Origin of the sequence: Peribacillus sp. NPDC094092 (assembly GCF_050279365.1) — a bacterium.
Taxonomy (GTDB): domain Bacteria; phylum Bacillota; class Bacilli; order Bacillales; family DSM-1321; genus Peribacillus.
In genome coordinates, this window is record NZ_JBNNUC010000006.1 from 236,043 (window position 1) to 255,295 (window position 19,253).

At 42.0% G+C, this 19,253-nt stretch carries 22 protein-coding genes and 1 riboswitch; of the genes, 10 read left to right on the top strand and 12 right to left on the bottom strand.

The features are described from left to right. Nucleotides 1-145: 145 nt before the first annotated feature. Nucleotides 146-308, bottom strand: a riboswitch (SAM riboswitch). Between the two features lie 430 nt (nucleotides 309-738). Then, a complete protein-coding gene (gene pckA / locus ACQKNS_RS23560; RefSeq protein WP_427645698.1) occupies nucleotides 739-2,325 on the top strand; it encodes a phosphoenolpyruvate carboxykinase (ATP) in 1,587 nt (528 codons plus the stop codon). 366 nt (nucleotides 2,326-2,691) lie between these two features. Here pckA and ACQKNS_RS23565 read toward each other — a convergent pair whose 3' ends face one another. From ACQKNS_RS23565 to ACQKNS_RS23575, 3 genes are read right to left on the bottom strand one after another with little or no spacing between them, the layout of a single operon-like run. Then, complete coding sequence (locus ACQKNS_RS23565; RefSeq protein ID WP_427645699.1) at nucleotides 2,692-3,993, bottom strand: nucleotide sugar dehydrogenase; 1,302 nt, start codon at nucleotides 3,991-3,993, stop codon at nucleotides 2,692-2,694. Between the two features lie 41 nt (nucleotides 3,994-4,034). Further along, entirely contained in the window at nucleotides 4,035-5,351 is a 1,317-nt protein-coding gene (locus tag ACQKNS_RS23570) for a glycosyltransferase (protein ID WP_427645700.1), read from the bottom strand. Between the two features lie 23 nt (nucleotides 5,352-5,374). Further along, nucleotides 5,375-6,580 carry a glycosyltransferase family 4 protein gene (locus tag ACQKNS_RS23575; RefSeq protein WP_427645701.1) on the bottom strand — a complete coding sequence of 402 codons (1,206 nt, stop codon included), beginning with the start codon at nucleotides 6,578-6,580 and terminating at the stop codon, nucleotides 5,375-5,377. A 196-nt stretch (nucleotides 6,581-6,776) separates the two neighbouring features. Here ACQKNS_RS23575 and wecB point away from each other — a divergent pair, with 196 nt between their 5' ends. Continuing rightward, on the top strand, nucleotides 6,777-7,913 hold the full coding sequence (wecB, locus tag ACQKNS_RS23580) for a non-hydrolyzing UDP-N-acetylglucosamine 2-epimerase (RefSeq protein ID WP_427645702.1): 1,137 nt from the start codon (nucleotides 6,777-6,779) through the stop codon (nucleotides 7,911-7,913). A gap of 169 nt (nucleotides 7,914-8,082) precedes the next feature. Then, complete coding sequence (locus ACQKNS_RS23585; protein ID WP_427645703.1) at nucleotides 8,083-8,244, top strand: Fe3+ hydroxamate ABC transporter substrate-binding protein; 162 nt, start codon at nucleotides 8,083-8,085, stop codon at nucleotides 8,242-8,244. A gap of 134 nt (nucleotides 8,245-8,378) precedes the next feature. On the opposite strand, the gene ACQKNS_RS23590 is transcribed toward ACQKNS_RS23585, so the two are convergent. The 4 genes from ACQKNS_RS23590 to ACQKNS_RS23605 all read right to left on the bottom strand — a co-directional run bounded on the left by ACQKNS_RS23590 (nucleotide 8,379) and on the right by ACQKNS_RS23605 (nucleotide 10,906). Further along, on the bottom strand, nucleotides 8,379-9,149 hold the full coding sequence (locus tag ACQKNS_RS23590; protein WP_427645704.1) for a sulfite exporter TauE/SafE family protein: 771 nt from the start codon (nucleotides 9,147-9,149) through the stop codon (nucleotides 8,379-8,381). Between the two features lie 48 nt (nucleotides 9,150-9,197). Beyond that, entirely contained in the window at nucleotides 9,198-9,647 is a 450-nt protein-coding gene (locus tag ACQKNS_RS23595) for a DUF523 domain-containing protein (RefSeq protein ID WP_427645736.1), read from the bottom strand. A 186-nt stretch (nucleotides 9,648-9,833) separates the two neighbouring features. Then, a complete protein-coding gene (locus tag ACQKNS_RS23600) occupies nucleotides 9,834-10,076 on the bottom strand; it encodes a DUF2584 domain-containing protein (RefSeq protein WP_076370015.1) in 243 nt (80 codons plus the stop codon). Between the two features lie 38 nt (nucleotides 10,077-10,114). Beyond that, on the bottom strand, nucleotides 10,115-10,906 hold the full coding sequence (locus ACQKNS_RS23605; protein ID WP_427645705.1) for an alpha/beta hydrolase family protein: 792 nt from the start codon (nucleotides 10,904-10,906) through the stop codon (nucleotides 10,115-10,117). 135 nt (nucleotides 10,907-11,041) lie between these two features. Between ACQKNS_RS23605 and ACQKNS_RS23610 the strand changes: the two genes are divergently transcribed. The 3 genes from ACQKNS_RS23610 to ACQKNS_RS23620 are packed head-to-tail and all read left to right on the top strand — an operon-like array spanning nucleotide 11,042 to nucleotide 13,622. After that, nucleotides 11,042-12,043 carry an ABC transporter substrate-binding protein gene (locus ACQKNS_RS23610; protein WP_427645706.1) on the top strand — a complete coding sequence of 334 codons (1,002 nt, stop codon included), beginning with the start codon at nucleotides 11,042-11,044 and terminating at the stop codon, nucleotides 12,041-12,043. 27 nt (nucleotides 12,044-12,070) lie between these two features. Beyond that, entirely contained in the window at nucleotides 12,071-12,841 is a 771-nt protein-coding gene (locus tag ACQKNS_RS23615) for an ABC transporter ATP-binding protein (protein WP_427645707.1), read from the top strand. Continuing rightward, on the top strand, nucleotides 12,831-13,622 hold the full coding sequence (locus ACQKNS_RS23620; RefSeq protein WP_427645708.1) for an ABC transporter permease: 792 nt from the start codon (nucleotides 12,831-12,833) through the stop codon (nucleotides 13,620-13,622). The genes ACQKNS_RS23615 and ACQKNS_RS23620 overlap by 11 nt, the downstream gene beginning before the upstream one ends. A gap of 143 nt (nucleotides 13,623-13,765) precedes the next feature. Here ACQKNS_RS23620 and ytkD read toward each other — a convergent pair whose 3' ends face one another. After that, complete coding sequence (ytkD, locus tag ACQKNS_RS23625; protein WP_427645709.1) at nucleotides 13,766-14,236, bottom strand: RNA deprotection pyrophosphohydrolase; 471 nt, start codon at nucleotides 14,234-14,236, stop codon at nucleotides 13,766-13,768. A gap of 113 nt (nucleotides 14,237-14,349) precedes the next feature. After that, nucleotides 14,350-14,700, bottom strand: a complete 351-nt coding sequence (locus ACQKNS_RS23630) for a hydrolase (RefSeq protein ID WP_427645710.1) — start codon at nucleotides 14,698-14,700, stop codon at nucleotides 14,350-14,352. 225 nt (nucleotides 14,701-14,925) lie between these two features. On the opposite strand from ACQKNS_RS23630, the gene ACQKNS_RS23635 reads away from it, so the two are divergent. Further along, nucleotides 14,926-15,192: a DUF6154 family protein gene (locus ACQKNS_RS23635; RefSeq protein WP_396020578.1), complete on the top strand. Its 267-nt coding sequence runs from the start codon at nucleotides 14,926-14,928 to the stop codon at nucleotides 15,190-15,192. Nucleotides 15,193-15,285: 93 nt separating this feature from the next. Here ACQKNS_RS23635 and ACQKNS_RS23640 read toward each other — a convergent pair whose 3' ends face one another. Further along, nucleotides 15,286-15,726, bottom strand: a complete 441-nt coding sequence (locus tag ACQKNS_RS23640; RefSeq protein WP_427645711.1) for a Dps family protein — start codon at nucleotides 15,724-15,726, stop codon at nucleotides 15,286-15,288. A 124-nt stretch (nucleotides 15,727-15,850) separates the two neighbouring features. Between ACQKNS_RS23640 and ytzI the strand changes: the two genes are divergently transcribed. Further along, on the top strand, nucleotides 15,851-16,006 hold the full coding sequence (gene ytzI, locus ACQKNS_RS23645; protein WP_081108936.1) for a YtzI protein: 156 nt from the start codon (nucleotides 15,851-15,853) through the stop codon (nucleotides 16,004-16,006). A gap of 38 nt (nucleotides 16,007-16,044) precedes the next feature. On the opposite strand, the gene ACQKNS_RS23650 is transcribed toward ytzI, so the two are convergent. After that, nucleotides 16,045-16,518, bottom strand: a complete 474-nt coding sequence (locus tag ACQKNS_RS23650; protein ID WP_137019600.1) for an S-ribosylhomocysteine lyase — start codon at nucleotides 16,516-16,518, stop codon at nucleotides 16,045-16,047. 209 nt (nucleotides 16,519-16,727) lie between these two features. Between ACQKNS_RS23650 and yidD the strand changes: the two genes are divergently transcribed. Continuing rightward, the gene (gene yidD / locus ACQKNS_RS23655) at nucleotides 16,728-16,946 is read left to right on the top strand and encodes a membrane protein insertion efficiency factor YidD (RefSeq protein WP_427645737.1); all 219 of its coding nucleotides are present in this window, start codon (nucleotides 16,728-16,730) and stop codon (nucleotides 16,944-16,946) included. 122 nt (nucleotides 16,947-17,068) lie between these two features. Continuing rightward, nucleotides 17,069-18,019, top strand: coding sequence for a metal ABC transporter solute-binding protein, Zn/Mn family (locus ACQKNS_RS23660; RefSeq protein WP_427645712.1), 951 nt, complete (start codon nucleotides 17,069-17,071; stop codon nucleotides 18,017-18,019). Between the two features lie 50 nt (nucleotides 18,020-18,069). Here the strand turns inward: ACQKNS_RS23660 and ACQKNS_RS23665 are convergent, their stop codons facing one another. Continuing rightward, a complete protein-coding gene (locus ACQKNS_RS23665; protein WP_427645713.1) occupies nucleotides 18,070-19,134 on the bottom strand; it encodes a DctP family TRAP transporter solute-binding subunit in 1,065 nt (354 codons plus the stop codon). Between the last annotated feature and the right edge of the window lie 119 nt (nucleotides 19,135-19,253).

Consider the following 19,253-nt stretch of genomic DNA (forward strand, 5'->3'; position numbering starts at 1 on the left):
AGTATGTTGCAGGCAAAAGCCTGATTTTTACGGAACTCGTTTCCCTCATTAGTTTCAACTATAGACACAGAATTACTTATGAAAAACACAAAAACCTTCCCTGGCAAATGAGGAAAGGTTTAACATTCTGTCTTCTATCCTTTCACTCTTATCGTTCAAGGGTTTTTTACCTTGCTCAGGTTAGCACCATCACCACTATTCCTTGAAGACCTTCGCTTTATTTTCGGCGATCGATCTTGGAGTCAAGTTCAATATGGCAGGTTGCTGGGTTTCAAAGGGCCTGTCCCTCCACCAACTCGGGATAAGAGAATCCGTACAATTTAAGATATTATCGTATCTGGCTGGAATTTGTCAATGCTTTTCTAAAAAGAACATCTCCACCCAGAATGGCATTCATTTAAAAAAACATGTTGATACAACGTCCTAGAAGGGTTTACAATGCAAAATACGAATAGAAATGTTGTAAATTGCCATTAATAATAAAGTAATGAGCAGCCGAAATGGAACGACACCCTGACTTTCCCTTTAGACATATATTGCTTACTTACTTCCTATTAAAATAAAATTTTCTTCATGAAAGTATATGCGATAATCCTGATTCGGTTCCTGTCGGATTAAAATGATTAACGCAACCATCTGAAAATAATCACAAATTAAAAGAAATAGTATAGACTAATTAAATGAATGTGTTATACTAATTGTAATCTAAAAACTTAAACAAAGGAAGGTACCTCATATATGAATTCTGTAGACGTTTCTAATGAGTTACACCAATTATTAACAGGAAATAATGTGCAAACTCAACTTTCAGTTCCACAATTGGTCGAAAAAGTTTTAAGCAGAAAAGAAGGCGTTCTAACATCAACCGGTGCGGTAAAAGCTGAAACTGGCAAATATACAGGTCGTTCACCTAAAGATAAATATATCGTGGAAGAAGCATCCGTTAAAGATAAAGTCGATTGGGGTTCAGTGAACCAGCCAATTTCCGAAGATGTGTTCAATAAACTATATAATAAAGTAGTTGACTACCTAAAAGCAAAAGAAGAGATCTTTGTTTTTAAAGGTTTCGCTGGTGCAGACGAATCATCACGTCTTCCTATCCGCGTTGTTAATGAATATGCTTGGCATAACCTTTTCGCCCATACTTTGTTCATCCGTCCAAACGAAGAGGAACTGAGAGGTCACGAAGCTGAATTCACAATCCTTTCTGCACCTAACTTCAAAGCAGACCCGGAAGTGGATGGTACTTCATCTGAAACTTTCATCATCGTTTCGTTCGAACGCCGTACCATTCTGATTGGCGGAACGGAATATGCAGGAGAAATGAAAAAATCGATCTTCTCGATCATGAACTACTTACTTCCAGAGGCTGGAATCCTTCCAATGCATTGCTCTGCTAACGTAGGACGTGAAGGGGACGTCGCTTTATTCTTCGGACTGTCCGGTACAGGCAAAACAACTTTATCTGCAGACACTAGCCGTAAACTGATTGGCGATGACGAGCACGGCTGGTCTTCTAACGGCGTATTCAACATCGAAGGCGGCTGCTATGCGAAAACGATCAACCTTTCACGTGAAAAAGAACCACAAATTTTCGATGCGATCCGTTTCGGTGCCGTACTGGAAAACGTTGTTGTTGATCCGGATACACGTGAAGCGAACTATGATGACAGTTCATTGACTGAAAACACTCGTGCTGCTTACCAAATGCAAGCGATCGATAACATCGTGAACCCAAGTATTGCAGGACACCCAAATACCATCATTTTCTTGACAGCTGATGCTTCAGGCGTTCTGCCTCCAATCAGCAAGCTTTCCAAAGAACAGGCAATGTTCCACTTCCTAAGCGGATACACTAGTAAATTGGCTGGTACTGAAAGAGGCGTAACTTCTCCGGAAGCTACATTCTCCACTTGCTTCGGTTCACCATTCTTACCGCTTCCTGCTACACGCTATGCCGAGATGCTTGGTGATAAAATTGACGAGCACAATGCAAAGGTATACCTTGTCAACACTGGTTGGACTGGCGGAGCATACGGAACTGGAAGCCGTATGAAACTTGCTTACACTCGTGCAATGGTACAAGCGGCACTTGAAGGGGAATTGGCGAACATCGAAACGATCAAAGATGATATCTTCGGTTTGGATATCCCGCTTCATGTTCCTGGTGTTCCTGATGAAGTGCTTCAACCAATCAAGACCTGGGCGGATCCTGCAGCTTATGAAGAAGCAGCAACAGCCCTTGCCGCTCAATTCCGTGCAAACTTCAAGAAATTCAAAAGCGTTCCAAGTGAAATCGAGGAACTTGGCGGACCGACAGCATAATAAATTGTAAACAAAAGGACCAAGCTCTTGCTTGGTCCTTTCAGTTTGTCGACAAGAAATGTCACTTCGCGAACCATGATTTTAAATCAAGACTAAGCCAGTGGGTGAAAAATGGCGACCGCGGTCGATTGTAGTGCTGGATATGGCGAAAGACGGCATCTGCAGTCGAATTACCAGCTGGCCTGGACCCCCTTCAGATGCCCGCGGCGTAGAGGGGTGGCGCGAATTCTGAAACCAGCTGGAACGTTTCTAAAGTCTAAAAGGACCAAGTTCTTGCATGGTTCTTTTCTTCATTGGAAAAAGGGACACTGTCATGGACAGCCCCCCCTTTTATCCTTATTCCATTATCGATGTTTGTCCAAGTTTTTAGATGATCGCTTTATTCCTGGCTTTTTTCATGGACATCGTTTTGTATTGGTATATATTGCCCAGGTTGGCAACAGGGACATCCGTTTTAGTGGCATCAATGCAATTACGTGTATCCAAAATCAATTTATTGCTCATGAGATTCGATAGCTTATCATAATCCATCTGTTTAAATTCATCATGGTCAGTCAGGACTAGTATCAAGTCGGCATCATTTACAGCGTCTTCGACAGATACGACTGGCATCTTTCCAGATTGGACATGCGGATCATGCAAGGCTACATCCATGTTGTCCATCCCCATCAAGATATTGACGACATCAATGGCGGGACTTTCGCGAATATCATCTACATTTCCCTTGTATGCAAGACCGAAAACAGCTACTTTCGGCTTCCGGATCCCCTCTAGCATCATCCTTACGGAATTAACGATGTAATAAGGCATCGATACGTTGGTATCACGGGCCAATTTAATGATTCTCGCATATTCTGGTGCCTTTGCAACGACGAAATACGGATCGACCGCTAAACAATGGCCGCCAACCCCTGGTCCTGGTTGGTGTATATTGACACGAGGGTGTTTGTTTGCCATCGATATGACATCCAGAACATTGATGTCCAGCTCGAAACAGATTTTCGTCAGTTCATTCGCAAGGGCGATATTGACATCCCTGAAGGTGTTTTCCATCAGTTTGGACATTTCAGCCGTTTTCGCATCCGTCTGAATGATCTCCCCTTGAACAAAGGTTTTATAAACAAGACTTCCTTTATATGAGCATGTTTCCGTGATGCCCCCGACGATACGGTTATTATGAACCAACTCTTCAAGAATCCTTCCAGGTAAAACACGTTCCGGACAATGAACGAGGAAAATGTCTTTTCCGATGGTAAGGCCCGTCCTCTCGATCATCGGTTTAATATGATCATCCATACTTCTCGGCGCTATCGTCGATTCGATAATGATGACATTCCCTTTTTTGATAAAAGGAAGAATGTTGGAGGTTGCATCCATGACATGAGTTAAATCACATGATTGATGTATGTCCTTTTTATTGGGTGTAGGCACCGCGATAATGAAAACATCCGCATGTTCCGGGTTTAACGAAGCTCGGAACTTATTGGAGATAAGCACTTCCTGCAATACCTCTTCCAAACCTGGTTCTTCGATATGGAGCCTGCCGCTATTCAAATTGGAAATGATCTCAGGATGGATATCCACGCCGACAACATCGGCACCGTGTTTCGCAAACATTAAAGAAGTTGGAAGTCCTATATAACCAAGTCCGATTGTACAAAGTTTCATATAAACCACTCCTATCTATTTTTCTGCTACACTCACATTTGTTAGGCTGTTTGATAGATTTCGATAAAGATTTCCTTCTCTTGTTTCCAATTGTACTTTTGTCGCGCCTTCAGGCAGTTATTGCTCATTTCCGCCCTTTTTTCAGGATGTTTCAATAAGTAATTGACGCCTTCGGCAATTGATTTTGGATCATGTGAATCGACACACACACCGATTTTTTCCGTATCGACAACCTTTTGAATTTCAGGAAAGCTGCAGGCAACCACAGGCACACCGCTCATCATGTATTCAAACAATTTATTTGAAGATGCGGAGTAGTGATTAAAGCAGACATTATTCAATATCTGAAAACCTAAATACGCATTTTTGGTATAATGGAGCAGCTCGTCGACCGGAACCTTCGGCAGGAACTTCACACGATGCTCCAGATTCATGTCGCTTACTTTTTTCATTAATTCATCCTTGATCCTTCCATCCCCGATAAAAACTACCGTCCCACCTTCGATCATCGGTACAGCATCAACCAATTGCTCTAACCCTCTTCCCATTTGCACGCCGCCTTGGTATAACAATATCGGTTCATTCGCTGGCAAATCGAGCAGCTCATGCAAATTCACAGCCGTACTTTCCTCAGGATTGGTAGGAATCGGGTAGTTATGGACCACCTTGGGATACAGACCATACAAGTCTTCGTTATACTTAGCTCTCGTATGGTTTTCGGCAATCATTTCATCGACGAACATTAATAGGAATTTCTCCATCATCCCGTAAATTCGGCTATTATATCCCGTTCTGCTCGTTTGCACCTCATGTGAGTCATAAATCAGCTTTTTCCTTCTCAACCATTTACTGCTGATCGCTCCCTGCATGAGCGTATTCAAGTCATTGGAATGATAAAAATCATATTTCCTTTTCCGGCCATGATAGATCATTTGACCAAAAATATAGCTCCTCGTTAATAGGGTCGGCAGCTTCGTTTTAGTGATGATCATGGTGCCCATCGCAAGGAGTGCAAGGGAACCGAACAGTATCCCCGATCCAAGCCAGCCGTTGATCAAGTTCAAGTTCCACAACGTATTCCAGACCAATAAGGCCAATAGAACGATTTCAAACTTCTTTTTCTTCACTTTGCCTACGATCCTGAGAATCCTATGAAGCGCCTCCCAGCGGTTATTCACCCTTGTGACGGAGAAACCATTTTGGTGTTTCTCCTTTTTGGGCATATCCTTGATCTTCCAGTTATGAATGGCAATTAAATCGACTTCATAACCCGCTTCAGTAAGTGCTGTGCATTCCCTTAGAACCCTTGCATCGTTTGTAAAGTGATTCCACACGAACATACATACTTTCTTCGCCATGTTGTCCTCCACTTCCGGATTTTTCAGCCTGACGCTTCCATCACATTGATGAGACCTTTAATATTTTTAGACCATTGAAAATGTTGTTTGGCATACCGATGACCGTTTTCCCCCAGTTCTTCACGAAGGGCAGGGTCTAAGGCCATGGTCAAGATATGCTGACATATTTCATCAACATTCCTGCTCTCTGCCACCAACCCGCATTTCACCTCTTTGAGCATCTTCTTGGCCCTGCCGTCCACATCACCGACAATCGGTTTTCCGACACACATATAATCGATGATTTTACCGGGCAAAACCTTATTGAAGACTTCTTTTTCAACCAAGCTCACATAGGCAATATGGGATGTTGAAACTTCATGAAGGGTCACTCTTCGATTCATTGCATTAATCATCTTGATATTAGTCAGCCCTCTAGAGCTTATCTCCTTCTCCACTTCGGATATCCGATATCCATATCCAATCATCGAGAACTCGATATATTTATGGGCCCTTAGCTTTTCAGCCACGGTTATCAGTTTTTTCAAGTCCTGAGCCAGTCCGATATTCCCCGCATAAACGACCTTGATTTTGTCTTCCGATACGGGTGTAAGCAAATTCTTTAACGTCAATTCATCCGCAGTAAGCGAATTAGGGATGAATTGGATGGCCTCTTCCTTGACTCCCTTTGCAACGATATAATCCCTGAAGCCAGGACTATTGATGATAATAAAATCCGAATGCCGATATAGCTTCCTTTCCAGGAAGAAAGCGATTTTCAAAACCCACTTATTATTGAATACCCCAACTCCTATCAACGATTCCGGCCATAAATCCCTGACATCGGTAATGAGTTTCGCCTTCATCTTCTTCTTTGCGATCAACGCCGCAAATGTCGGGAAGATCGGCGGGGTCGTGGCAAACACATAATCATATTTTTTTTCGAGACGGATGATTGTATAAATGAAAAGCCACATCGCTTCAAGATAATGAAGCAACCGCTTCCCCATATTGCTTGTATACCTCTTCACTTTGTCCGGTTTAATCCTGATGACATCTTCCTCAATGCTTTCTTCATCCCAAAACTTTGTATCTTGATATAAACTTTGATTAGGATAACTCGGCTTCAATGTGATGACCGTTACCTCAAATCCGTTTCTTTTCAAATGGAGATATATATTTTTCATTCTATTTCCCGCACTTCCGATTTCCGGATAAAAGTTTTGTACGATCATCAGGACGCTTTTCATAGTCGCCTATCACCTCTATTCTGCTTAGCTATGCTTCCTGCTTTATATTGTAAATGCCAGATATTAACTGAAGGTTAAAGAAATATAAAGTCCTCATTAATATTGTAAAAATTCTGTTAATTATTGTTTCACTTTTAAATATCCCATGAACTTCCCGTTATAATGGGGGAGACATTCAGAAGAGGAGGAAAAGAGCATGCCTAAACAACGTATAAAGGTCATGACCGTATTTGGTACAAGACCAGAGGCTATCAAAATGGCACCAGTCGTTTTGGAACTGAAAAAGCATCAAGAAGAAATAGAAACCATCGTGGTGGTCACCGCCCAGCATAGGGAAATGCTCGACCAAGTCTTGCAATGTTTTCAAATAAAGCCAGATCACGATTTGGATATGATGAAGGATAGACAAACATTAGAAGAGATTACAACACGGGGGCTTGAAAAATTAAGTTCGCTCATGAAAGATATAAAACCGGATATCGTCCTTGTTCATGGGGATACAACGACAACTTTCATCGCAAGCTTGGCCGCTTTCTATAATAAGATACAGATTGGTCACGTTGAAGCTGGTCTCCGTACTTGGAATAAGCAATCACCGTTCCCTGAAGAAATGAATCGACAGTTGACCGGAGTCTTGGCTGACTTGCACTTTGCGCCTACCAAGAGGGCAGCTGAAAATCTCCTAGCGGAAAACAAAAACAATGATTATATCCATATTACCGGCAACACTGTCATCGATGCCTTGAAAACAACGATACAAAAAGACTACATGCATCCGATTCTCTCCGGGTTGAATGGTGATAAAATGCTATTAATGACCGTACACCGCCGTGAAAATATCGGAAAACCCATGGAAGGAATCTTCCGTTCCGTAAAACGGCTTCTTGATGAACACGGGGATATCCAAGTTGTTTTCCCCATTCATAAAAACCCAGTCGTTCGCGAAATCGCCCATGAGATTTTCAACGATAATGATAGGCTGCATATAATAGAACCTTTAGAGGTGATTGATTTCCATAATTTCGCGGCACGATCACATCTTATCCTGACAGATTCCGGAGGTGTGCAGGAAGAAGCCCCATCACTAGGAGTTCCCGTTCTCGTGCTGCGCGATACGACCGAACGTCCGGAAGGAATCGACGCTGGCACTCTTTTATTGGCAGGGATTGAAGAAGATCGGATTTACCAATTGACCAATAATTTGCTTACAAGCGAAGAGGCCTACAGGAAAATGGCGACAGCTTCCAACCCATATGGAGATGGTTTCGCTTCACAGCGGATTGTCGAAATCCTGTTAAAGCATTGCGGAATGAAATCCCCCCTTCCTTTATGATAAAGCACAAGAAAATAATGAAAAAAGCCTGTTACCTACGCGGCAGGCTTTTTCTATTAAGCAAGATTAAAGCAAGCAAGAATTACAACCTATTTATATTTGAAAATGTTAGATACCTATGTGATAGTTTGGGTAGTTCAATACCTTTAATTGTCTGGGAGGTGTTTAGATGTTCGGGGAGGATCCCAAGTGTGTTAAATGTGGTAAAGAAATTAAGGGGGACGAAGTCGTTCTTGTGAAAATGCGTTATCCGAAGCGGAAAGGGATGACTGAAATAAAGGCATATTTAAGAAATGAAGGAAGCTTCGTATGCGAAGCTTGTTTTGATTAGGAGGATAAAACCTCCCTGCCGAATTGATAGTCATGACACAGTTAGTCCCCTCTAGCTAAGTATGGTAAGTTCAAATGTAAAAATGGCCGCAAATACGCTTTGTATCTCCGGCCATTTTTAATAGGAACCATCCCTCAAAACACATGAAAATAATTAAGGATATTTTTCCCGATCAATAAGATCGTGACGCAAATGAATAATATCCGAACATATGAAGCACCTTTCTTAATTGCGAAGTTCGTTCCTACCAATGCTCCTGCGACCATTGCCAGACCCATCGGAATTCCATAGGCAAAATTGACGGTCCCAAGGGATAAGAAAATAATAAGTGCGGCAATATTGCTTCCGAAATTCAATATTCTTGCATTCCCGGCAGCCTGGACAAAATCAAACCCGATGATCAAAAATGAAAACAATAAAAAGGAACCTGTGCCTGGTCCAAGAAAACCATCATAAAAACCAATCGCAAATATGATGACTATCAAAAGAATCATTTTTTTCCTTTTCAGCCCTTTATACTTTGCATCTTTACCCCAATCCTTTTTTACCAACGTATAAATCGCGACAATGACCAGCAAAATCAAAATGAGGGGCTTCAGTATCTCTGCGGAAACGAAATGGACAACATATGCTCCTAACGCCGCTCCAATCACTGTAATCGGAAACAGCTTGATGACGAATTTGAAATCCACTTTACCAGCCCGAATGAATGAAATCGTACTCGTTAAAGACCCCATTGTACCCGCCAGCTTGTTGGTGGCAAGTGCAGCTGAAGGCGAAATCCCCGTGAACAATAAAGCCGGAATGGAAATTAATCCGCCCCCGCCCACAACCGAATCGATGAATGCGGCAATAAAACCCGCAAGTACTAAAAATAGCAAAGTATAAAGATTGATATCCTCCATGTATTCCCCTTCTTTCAAAAGCACTATCTATAATGCCTTACTCATTTTTCATCGGAATAACCTTTCCTCTGAAATGACCGTGAATCCATGCCGCCTAAGCAAAGCCGCGGTCACTCCATTCCCGACCTTCTTCTCCCCCTTGAATTCCCCATTATAAATCGTGGCACTTCCACAGGATGGACTATTTTCTTTTAAAACGACTAACGTCGCCCCTACCTCCTGGGCTTTCAATAACGTAAGGTTCGCTCCCTTTATGTACAATTCCGTTACATCCCTGCCCGACTTTTCGATGATCTTCGCTTTTCCATCAAGGACATCCCCACCTTCACCGCCAACTATCTCAGCAGGTTCCCTCGGTGTCGAAAAACCGCCAAGCAGCTCTGGACAAACCGTTATAGCCTTTTTCTCCTTCACTAATTCCATAATGCCATCATCCAAGCTATGTGTACCATTGTATCTTACCTCAAGACCCGCTAAACAAGAACTCACCAATATCATCAAATCACCCAACCTCATCCGCTTTACACCATTTTACCATTCTTTTTATGACAATCATTGATTGAATCCACCAGGGATTTTGCGCGGATAAGATGCCGGGTTTATTTGTTGGACAACTTGTCTAATTATGCAACGAATAAAAAAAAGCGCTTGCTTCGAGATGAGTCCCGGCAAGCGCTTGTCTATTTAGTTAGTTGAGTTCAGTGATAGTAGTTGGTAAGTAATGATGGTCTTTTCACTGGTCCATTCAATTTTTTGGATAACGGCTGTTCCGCTTGAGTCAGATTGGATCGTCTTGCGGACATCGATTGGAATATCGATAGGGTATAACCTGTAACCATCTTTCGACAGCCGAAAAATGTTTTCTTCTTCACGGGTTTCGTTCCCTTTTGTTACGATCATGGTATTTAGCTCCATAGGCATGCCCATGTGTATCTCCTCCTCTTGCCAATATATACTTCATTCTATCATTTTTCGGTTTTACTTTTCATCCAAGATGTTAAATCTTCGACTACTTTTCTGTTCACGGCCGGTGGGAAGTAATGCGTGAATTGAGGGAAATACCAGCTTTCGACCTCTTTGTCGTGCATTTTCAACCTTTTTTCCAACCGGTACGCGTGTTCAATGGCGACATTGTCATCTTTTTCACCATGAATGATCAGAACGGGTACATTCAACTCTTCAATCGCAAACAATGGTGTACGGTATTCATACTGATCGGGGCATTTTTTAGGTGTTCCGCCAATGACCCGCTTCATCATCCGGCGCATATCGACACGTTCGACATATGTTAAAAACATATCCGACACACCTCCCCAAGTGACGATCGACGCTGCATTCCTGCAGTATATCCCAGTCCAAAGCGCCATGATGCCGCCACGGGAAAATCCGAGGATATGGATGTGATCCTTGTTCACCCGGGGGTGCTGTTCAAGAAGATTGAATCCTGCTATCGCATCGAATCGATCTTCGCCCCCAAAATCCTCATCTCCCTCCCCGCCTTGATTTCCACGGTAAAAAGGGGCAAAAACGATGAAGCCTTCTACAGCATACTGCACGATCCTCGCCGGCCTCACCTTGCCGACATTTTTTATCCCGCCGCGTAAATATAGGAAAGCGTCATGTATCTCGCCATCAACCGGTTCAGCTAGGAGCCCCTTTACCTTCAGGCCTTGTGATATGTATGTGACTGAATAAAGATGGATTCGTGGATGCGGTGATGGAAACCGCTTTTTTGAAATAATCGTTCCGTTCTCCAATTTCCACTCTCCTTTCTCTTTATTCTTATTGTAAAACATCCGCTTGTTTTTATCCCCTGAGAGGCATTCACATTTTTTTCTTCCGTTCATACGATAAAGTAGGCAAAATACCTATATATCAAGGAGGAAGGAATTTTGAAAAAATGGTGTAAAGCAGGTGTCGTATTTTTACTTCTGTGCATGCTGGTGATCCCGCTTGGAGCATGCGGCAACAAGGAACAGGAAACAACGAAAGTCAGGGTTGCCGAAGTAACCCGCTCCCTTTTCTATACACCGCAATATGTAGCGATTGAAAAAGGATTTTTTAAAGATGAAGGTCTCAGCATTGATTTGAAAACGACGGCAGGCGGCGACAAGACGATGACCGCGCTTCTGTCCGGTGGGGCGGATATTGCTCTCGTTGGCTCTGAAACATCGATCTACGTGCAGGCACAGGGTTCGAACGACCCGGTCATCAACTTCGCTCAATTAACACAGACGGACGGAACGTTTCTTGTTTCACGTGAAAAAATTGACAACTTCAATTGGGATATGCTGAAAAACTCTACATTCCTAGGCCAGCGAAAAGGTGGAATGCCGCAAATGGCCGGCGAGTTCGTATTGAAAAAACATAACATAGACCCGAAAAAAGATTTGAACCTCATCCAGAATATTGATTTTGCCAATGTCGCCACTGCCTTCGCTTCCGGAACCGGTGATTTCGTTCAACTGTTCGAACCAACGGCAAGTGTGTTTGAACAGGAAGGGAAAGGCTATATCGTCGCTTCTTTCGGCTCCGAGTCCGGGCATCTTCCCTATACTGTTTATATGGCTAAGGAAAGCTATTTGAAAGAAGATAAAGAGACTGTCGAAAAATTCACGAGGGCATTGAAGAAAGCACAGGATTGGGTTCAGGAAAATGACGCTGCCGAAATTGCCGAAGTCATTCAGCCGTATTTTGAAGATACCAATATCGAGACGATGGAAACAGTTATCAACCGCTACAAAGAACAAGGATCCTTTGCCACAGACCCCATACTGGATGAAGAAGAATGGAACAATCTGCAAAATATCATGGATGAAGCAGGAGAGCTGCCTTCACGTATAAGCCATGAAGAGCTGGTCAATACGGATTTTGCAGAAGAAGTCACAAAATAGCATAACTAAAGGTAAGGAGGATGTCCGATGAGCTTTTTAAAAATCCAAGACATTCACCATACTTATTTTTCAAATCAGACGGCAGCGACCGCACTAGCGGACATTTCCCTCGACATTGAAAAAGGTGAATTCGTCTCTTTTCTAGGTCCGAGCGGCTGCGGAAAAACCACCCTGCTTTCCATCATCGCCGGGCTATTTCCGCCCACTGCAGGAAAAATCCTGCTCGAAAACAAACCGCTGAAGGCCAACAGTGACCTTTCAATCGGCTATATGCTGCAACAGGATTATCTATTTCCATGGAAGACGATAGAAGAAAATATATTATTAGGATTGAAACTGATAAAAAAAGATGAAGGCATTGAAAGAATAAAAGCGCTGAAACTTTTAAGTGACGTTGGATTGGGAGGCACCGGAAAATCATATCCGCGCGAACTCTCGGGAGGAATGAGGCAAAGGGCCGCACTGGCACGGACACTGGCGGTCGACCCAAAAATCCTTTTGCTTGATGAACCCTTTTCGGCTCTTGATTATCAAACGAAGCTGAAGCTGGAAGACCTTGTTTTTGAAACCCTGAAATCCTTCGGAAAAACAGCCGTGCTCGTCACCCATGATATCGGTGAAGCCATTGCAATGAGTGACCGCATCTATCTGTTTTCCGCGAACCCGGGAAGCGTGCACAAAATTTTCAAGGTGCCCGATGAACTGCGTGAACTCACGCCTTTCCATGCACGAAACCATCCACAGTATCCGATGTTATTCCAAACGATATGGAAGGAGCTTGAGAGCCTTGAATATTGAACAGCTTCATAACCAATATAAAACCTCATTAAAAAAAGAAAACAGGCTCATCCGCTTTTATCAGATCCTGATTTTCATCGTTTTTTTCAGCAGTTGGGAACTTTTATCCCGGATGGAAGTGATCGATCCGCTCATCTTCAGCTCCCCAACTAAAGTATGGCATCTTTTCATACAGAAACTAGGGGATGGAACACTGCTATCCCATTCCGGTGTGACGCTATTCGAGACCGTTCTCGGATTTATCATTGGGACACTGCTTGGAACGATCCTAGCATCCCTGCTTTGGTGGTCGCCAAGATTATCCAAAACGCTTGACCCCTATCTCGTCATTTTAAATGCCATGCCGAAAGTGGCACTCGGCCCCATCATCATCGTAGCATTCGGCCCTGGCTTTCCATCCATCATCTCGATGGGGGCGATCATCTCCATCATCATCACCACCATCGTCGTCTACACAGCATTTCGCGAAGTCGACCCGAACTACCTCAAGGTACTCCAAACTTTTGGCGCCACAAGAGCACAAGCCTTCCGGGAAGCCATCTTACCCGCCTCCTTCCCAACGATCATCTCGACATTGAAAGTGAATGTCGGCCTCTCCTGGGTCGGCGTCATTGTAGGGGAATTCCTTGTTTCCGCCAAAGGACTCGGCTACCTCATCATTTATGGCTTTCAAGTTTTCAACTTCACACTCGTAATGCTTGCCTTGATGATCATTGCCGTCTTTGCCACAATCATGTATCAACTAGTCGAACTGCTTGAACGAAAATTAATCAAAGACTAACCAAACTGCCGATAAGCCTCGGCAGTTTTTCACTTTGAATTTAGTTGCGTTTTGGCGGATTAACTTGTGAATTTGGGCGATTTACTCGTGAGTCGGGCTTTTACGCGTGAATTCCGGCCTTTTACTCGTGAATTCCAGCGGATTCACTCGTTACTCAGCAAAATGGCTTCATCGAGTCTTGATAAGCTTAATGGTACAATCTCGTCCTTCATGATGAAGCTAAACTCCTCACCGAGTTCTTCCGGCAATGCTTCCAAAAAGATCGGGCCTTCCGTTTCCAGGTAATTCTGTTTTTTCTCTATTTCACGCAATGCAGCAAAGTATATGGATTTAACGAATGGCTTCAATGGATCATGTACTTTGTATTGTCCCAAAAATTGCAGCTGGCCCACCAAGCCTCCTGTTTCTTCATACACTTCCCTTATGGCCGTTTCTTCAATCGATTCCCCTTCTTCCCGCTTTCCTCCGGGAAACTCCAATCCCCGCTCTTTGTGTTTGGTCAATACCCACCTGCCCTTATATCTGCTTAGCACAAAAACATGCCAAGATTCTCCAAAGACGGGATCTTCGGAGTATTCCACCTTATATCCGTTCTTATCAAGAAAATGTTTCATTTTTCCCCTTCTCTCCGTATAAGAAATAATGCTATGTCCCTTCTCTCATTATATGGGTAAAAAAAAACACTATCCAGCCAGAATCTGCAGTACATCAAAAAAACGATGGACCCTCAATATTCGAGGCCATCGTCTGTTGGTTTCGCCTGTAAAATCCCCATGCTTTCTATATGCCGTCTTCCTTCTTCAGTACCTAGATCATAAATCATCTCGTAAATTTTTTGGAGCGTGATATCCTGTTTATCATTTTCACGGTCAAAATGGTATTGAAGGTATGGGACATGTGCACGGTAAAAATTTTCTTCGCCTGCAGAATAATTATAATCAAATAATTCACGTAACTTGATGATTTCATTATCTGTCGCTTCGATTTCGAAATTCCATGGAGAACTTTCCCTATCTTGTGTTATCTGCCCATTCGGAAGCCAAATGTAATATTTTTTCCTGTTTTCAGACACATTCATCCACCCTTTCCCTATATCCTACGCTTATTTTTCACGTATTTCTCTACTTCATACAATGGAAAATTTTGTTTACAGAAGAACAAAGATGTTAAATAATAGATTAAAGTATCTTTCAAAGGGTAAAACATATAATAAGCCCAAGCATCCCTTAAGATTTTTATATGCACCCAGAGTTTTTTTTGATAACCTACATATAAAGAGATAACGGATTCTAATAAATGTGAGGTGAGAGTTTTGAAGTTAATTGAAGAATTATACAATATGTACCGCGATAAGATGACTGGTGATGAAGAAGATATTGATATGCTTACTTTTGCGGTTCTGGAACAGCTTGACCGCAAGGAAATTTTCGAATTGCTTCAAGAGATGGATGATCAAGAACTGACCAATTTAATGGGCCTTTACATTATTGAAACGTTAAAAGGGAAGTTCGCCCAAAATAGTATGGATGATACGAAACCTACACATTTTCCTCCTAGGAATATTCATTAATACATACCTTGTCCGGTGTCCCTCTTTTGATGGATGCCTTTTTTATTGTTTAATCCAAAAAAAGCCCTGCCGAAGCAGGGCTTTTCCTATATCTTAATGTCCTAAATACGCACGCAGCATCCAAGCATGTTTGTTCAGGCTTTTCTTCATGCCTGTCAGCATATCAGCCGTAACGGGATCTTCTTCTTCGGCAACTGCGATGATTTCCAGGTACTCTTCGGAAAGTTTCTCAAAATCACTGATTAAGCTTTGAACCATATCTTCTGTATTTTCATTACCTGTCGCTTCTTCGATCGTCGTTAATTCCAAGTACTCTTTAAGCGTAGCGACCGGTTTTTCACCAATGGCCAATAACCTTTCAGCCAATTCATCATAGTTGGATGTCACTTCTTTATATAACTCTTCCAATTTTTGGTGAAGTTCAAAGAAGTGCGGTCCATTAACGAACCAGTGGTAATTATGAATTTTCGTATAAAGAACACTGAAGTTTGCAATTTCCTTATTCACTAAAGTTCCCAATTTTTTCTGAGCCATAAATATCTACCTCCGTAAGTTGGTTATACCTTTATAATTCCCTCTATTCGAAAATTGAAACATTATCTGATACGGTTCTTATGCTAAAATGAATCTAAATTGTGAACGTTAGGAGCTGTGATGCATGATTACGGTTTTAGTCATCTCCATTATAGTGATCCTGATTGTATTGGCCTTATCGGTCCTAACAATCGGAAAAGGGTACAGCTACAAGCATACAGTGGATCCAATCGATCCTTTGCCTGAGGATGAAGGAAAAAAAGAAGAACCCGAAAAATGAAAAAAGTTCCTGTCACAATAGGACAGGAACTTTTTTTATTAACCGAAAACTTTATGAAGATCTTCTTTATCTTGTGCAAGCCAGAAATTCATTAATTTCTTAGCCCCTTCAAGATCATGCAATTTTGCTTGACCGCATTGTTTTTCGTTTGCAGCTGGAATTTCAGTAATTGTAACAGCATCCTTGAATGTATCTTCAAGAACATCGATGATTTCCGTCACTGTCGGCTCACCGCTGACAACAAGGTAATACCCTGTTTGACATCCCATTGGCGAAATATCGATTATATCAAAATGATCGTAGCGCTCGGAATGCTTACGGATATTGAATGCAAGCAAGTGTTCCAGAGTATGGATCGTATCCGGCTTCATCGCTTGTTTATTCGGCTGGCAAAAACGGATATCAAATTTATTAACAACACCGTCTGTTCCTACCTTATGGACACCGCAATGTCTAACATATGGGGCTTTAACAGCATTATGATCTAATTCAAAGCTTTCAACTGAAGGCATTTAATTCACTCCTTAATTGTATGTCATTTCTATTTTACCTTGAATAACAATATATTTCATCCTTTAAAATTAATTCTTATTATATCAATCGGATTAACTTTATCCTTATTCCTTTTTTACCCTTATTGGAAATTCAGAAAATATGTTATAATGAAGGGTAGTGAATTTACTCGAAAAGAGATGAAAGCATTGTGTTGAAAAAAATATTAATGGGAATCATCCGTTTTTACCAAGTTGCTATTTCTCCATTAAAACCGCCTACCTGCCGTTTTTATCCAACTTGTTCCCATTATGGTTTGGAAGCGATCCATCGTTTCGGACCTATAAAAGGAAGCTGGTTAGCACTCATCCGGATACTTAAATGTCATCCGTTCCATCCAGGGGGCATTGACCTTGTTCCTGAAAAAAAAGAAAAAAGTGAGGACTAATAAAAAAACCTTGCTTTCTTTTGCAATCTTTTGTATCATACAGAAGTCAAATCGTAATCATTTCGTTTTTACCACATATTATTCAAATCGTAATCAATACGAATTATAAAGGAGCATTTCATATGAAAATCCGAGCATTGCTCTCACTTTTCCTTGTTACAGCGGTATTTTTGTCTGCCTGCGGCAACTCAAAGGGAGAATCGAGTAAAAAAGAAACCAAGGATGCCTTAGATATATATACGACGGTTTACCCTTTACAGTACTTCACGGAGGCCATTGGCGGGGAGTACGTAAATGTCGAGACAGTTTATCCTCCCGGAACGGATGAACACTCATTCGAACCCTCTCAAAAAGATATTGTAAAGATGGCTGAGTCAGACCTATTTTTCTATATTGGCTATAATCTTGAAGGCTTTGTAACCAAGGCTGAACCAATTTTAAGCAAAGAAGGCGTCCGTACGATCGCTGTGGGCGAAACGGTTCATCTTGAGGAAGATGAGCATGCACATGAAGAGGAACATGCACATGAAGAAGACGGTCATGACCATGGGGGCGTTAATCCGCATTTGTGGTTAGATCCCATCTATTCCATTGACATGGCTAAAACCATTAAAGACGAATTAACGAAAAAAATGCCGGAACAGGAAGAATATTTCAACAATCATTTCAACGAGCTTTCCGAAAAGCTTGAGGCACTTGATGAAAAATTCGCGACGACGGTCGAGTCAGGCCGTACCAATAAGATCATCGTTTCCCATTCTGCGTATGGGTATTGGGAAGAACGCTACGGATTGGAACAAATTGGCGTCACAGGACTAACGTCTTCAAACGAACCTTCTCAAAAGGAACTGGGGAAAATCGTAACCATGGCTAAAAAAGAAGACTTGAACTACGTCATCTTTGAGCAGAATATCAGTTCTAAACTGACCGAGATCATCCAAAAGGAAATGGGAGCGAAATCACTTGAACTCCATAACCTTTCCGTGTTGACGGATAAAGATATCGAAGCCGGTGAAGATTACTTCAGTTTAATGGAAAAGAATATCAAGACACTGCAAACTGCATTGCAATAGGAAAAAGAGCGGGTCATTGGGTCCGCTCTTTTTTTGTCCCCCACTATTCGTTATTCCTTTAAATGCTTCTCACGGATTTTTTCCATTTTCGTCATCAATTCGGCTCCAATGGTTGATTCGAATTCCGGATAGATGACGGTCATCTCATCCATCCATTCTTTCTTTTCTTCATCTGACAGTGTGTAGATGTCGATATTCGATTTTTGCTGGATTTCCTTAAGCTGTTCCTGATTCAATTCATTTGATTTGATCCATAGCCATTTCGTTGTATCATCCATCGCCCGTTGGACTTGCTGCTGAATGTCCAACGGGAGTTTGTTCCAAAACGGCTTATTTATCATGACGACATACCCTAAATAGCCATGATCACTGATCGTTAAATATTTTTGCACCTCATATAATTTCTTGGAATAGATATTCGAGATCGTATTTTCTTGGCTGTCCGTTTCATTGATTTCAAGGCTTTTAAACGTTTCATTAAACTCCAGTACAGAAGTTGTCGCCCCAAAATGCTTGAATTGCCTTTCCAGGACTGCACTTGGCATGATCCTAAAATTCTTTCCTGCAAAATCACTTGGATGCCGTATCGGTTTACTGCTTGTAATCTGTTTATAGTTATTCGACCAAAATGCGAGTCCCTCGATATCGATGGTGTTCAGCTGCTTAAGCAGCTCTTCCCCCACTTCCCCATTCAATGCTTCCTGCAAGGCAGCGTCCGTTGGAAAGACGTACGGAAGGTCCAATAGCATCCATTTCTTTGATAGGCTCGTAATTTTAGATGTAGTTGGAGCAATCATCTGCACCTTGTTTTCCTGTAGTGCTTCGATTTCTTCATGATCACTATATAATGACTGATTAGGATAAACTTCAATTTTGACACGATGATCTGTATATTCATCGACAAGTTGGGCAAACCGGTTCGCAGCTAGCCCTTTAGGTGTATTTTCGGCAACGACATGACTGAACTTAATCACGATTTGATCCTTCATCCCCACCTGCTCCTCATCCTTCGGCAAATTGAAACCAAAGCTTGTAAAGAACGATTGAAATGATATATACACTGCTATCAACAGCCCCAGGCCAATTAATAATAAGTACCCCCATAATGCACGCATACCGACAACTCCTCACCGCTCACTTCACATTATCACTATTCTATCACAGCTTTTCACTGTCGTAATACAATGCGGAAAAAATAGCGAAATGTGATAGAAATTCTGTTACTATAAAGTAT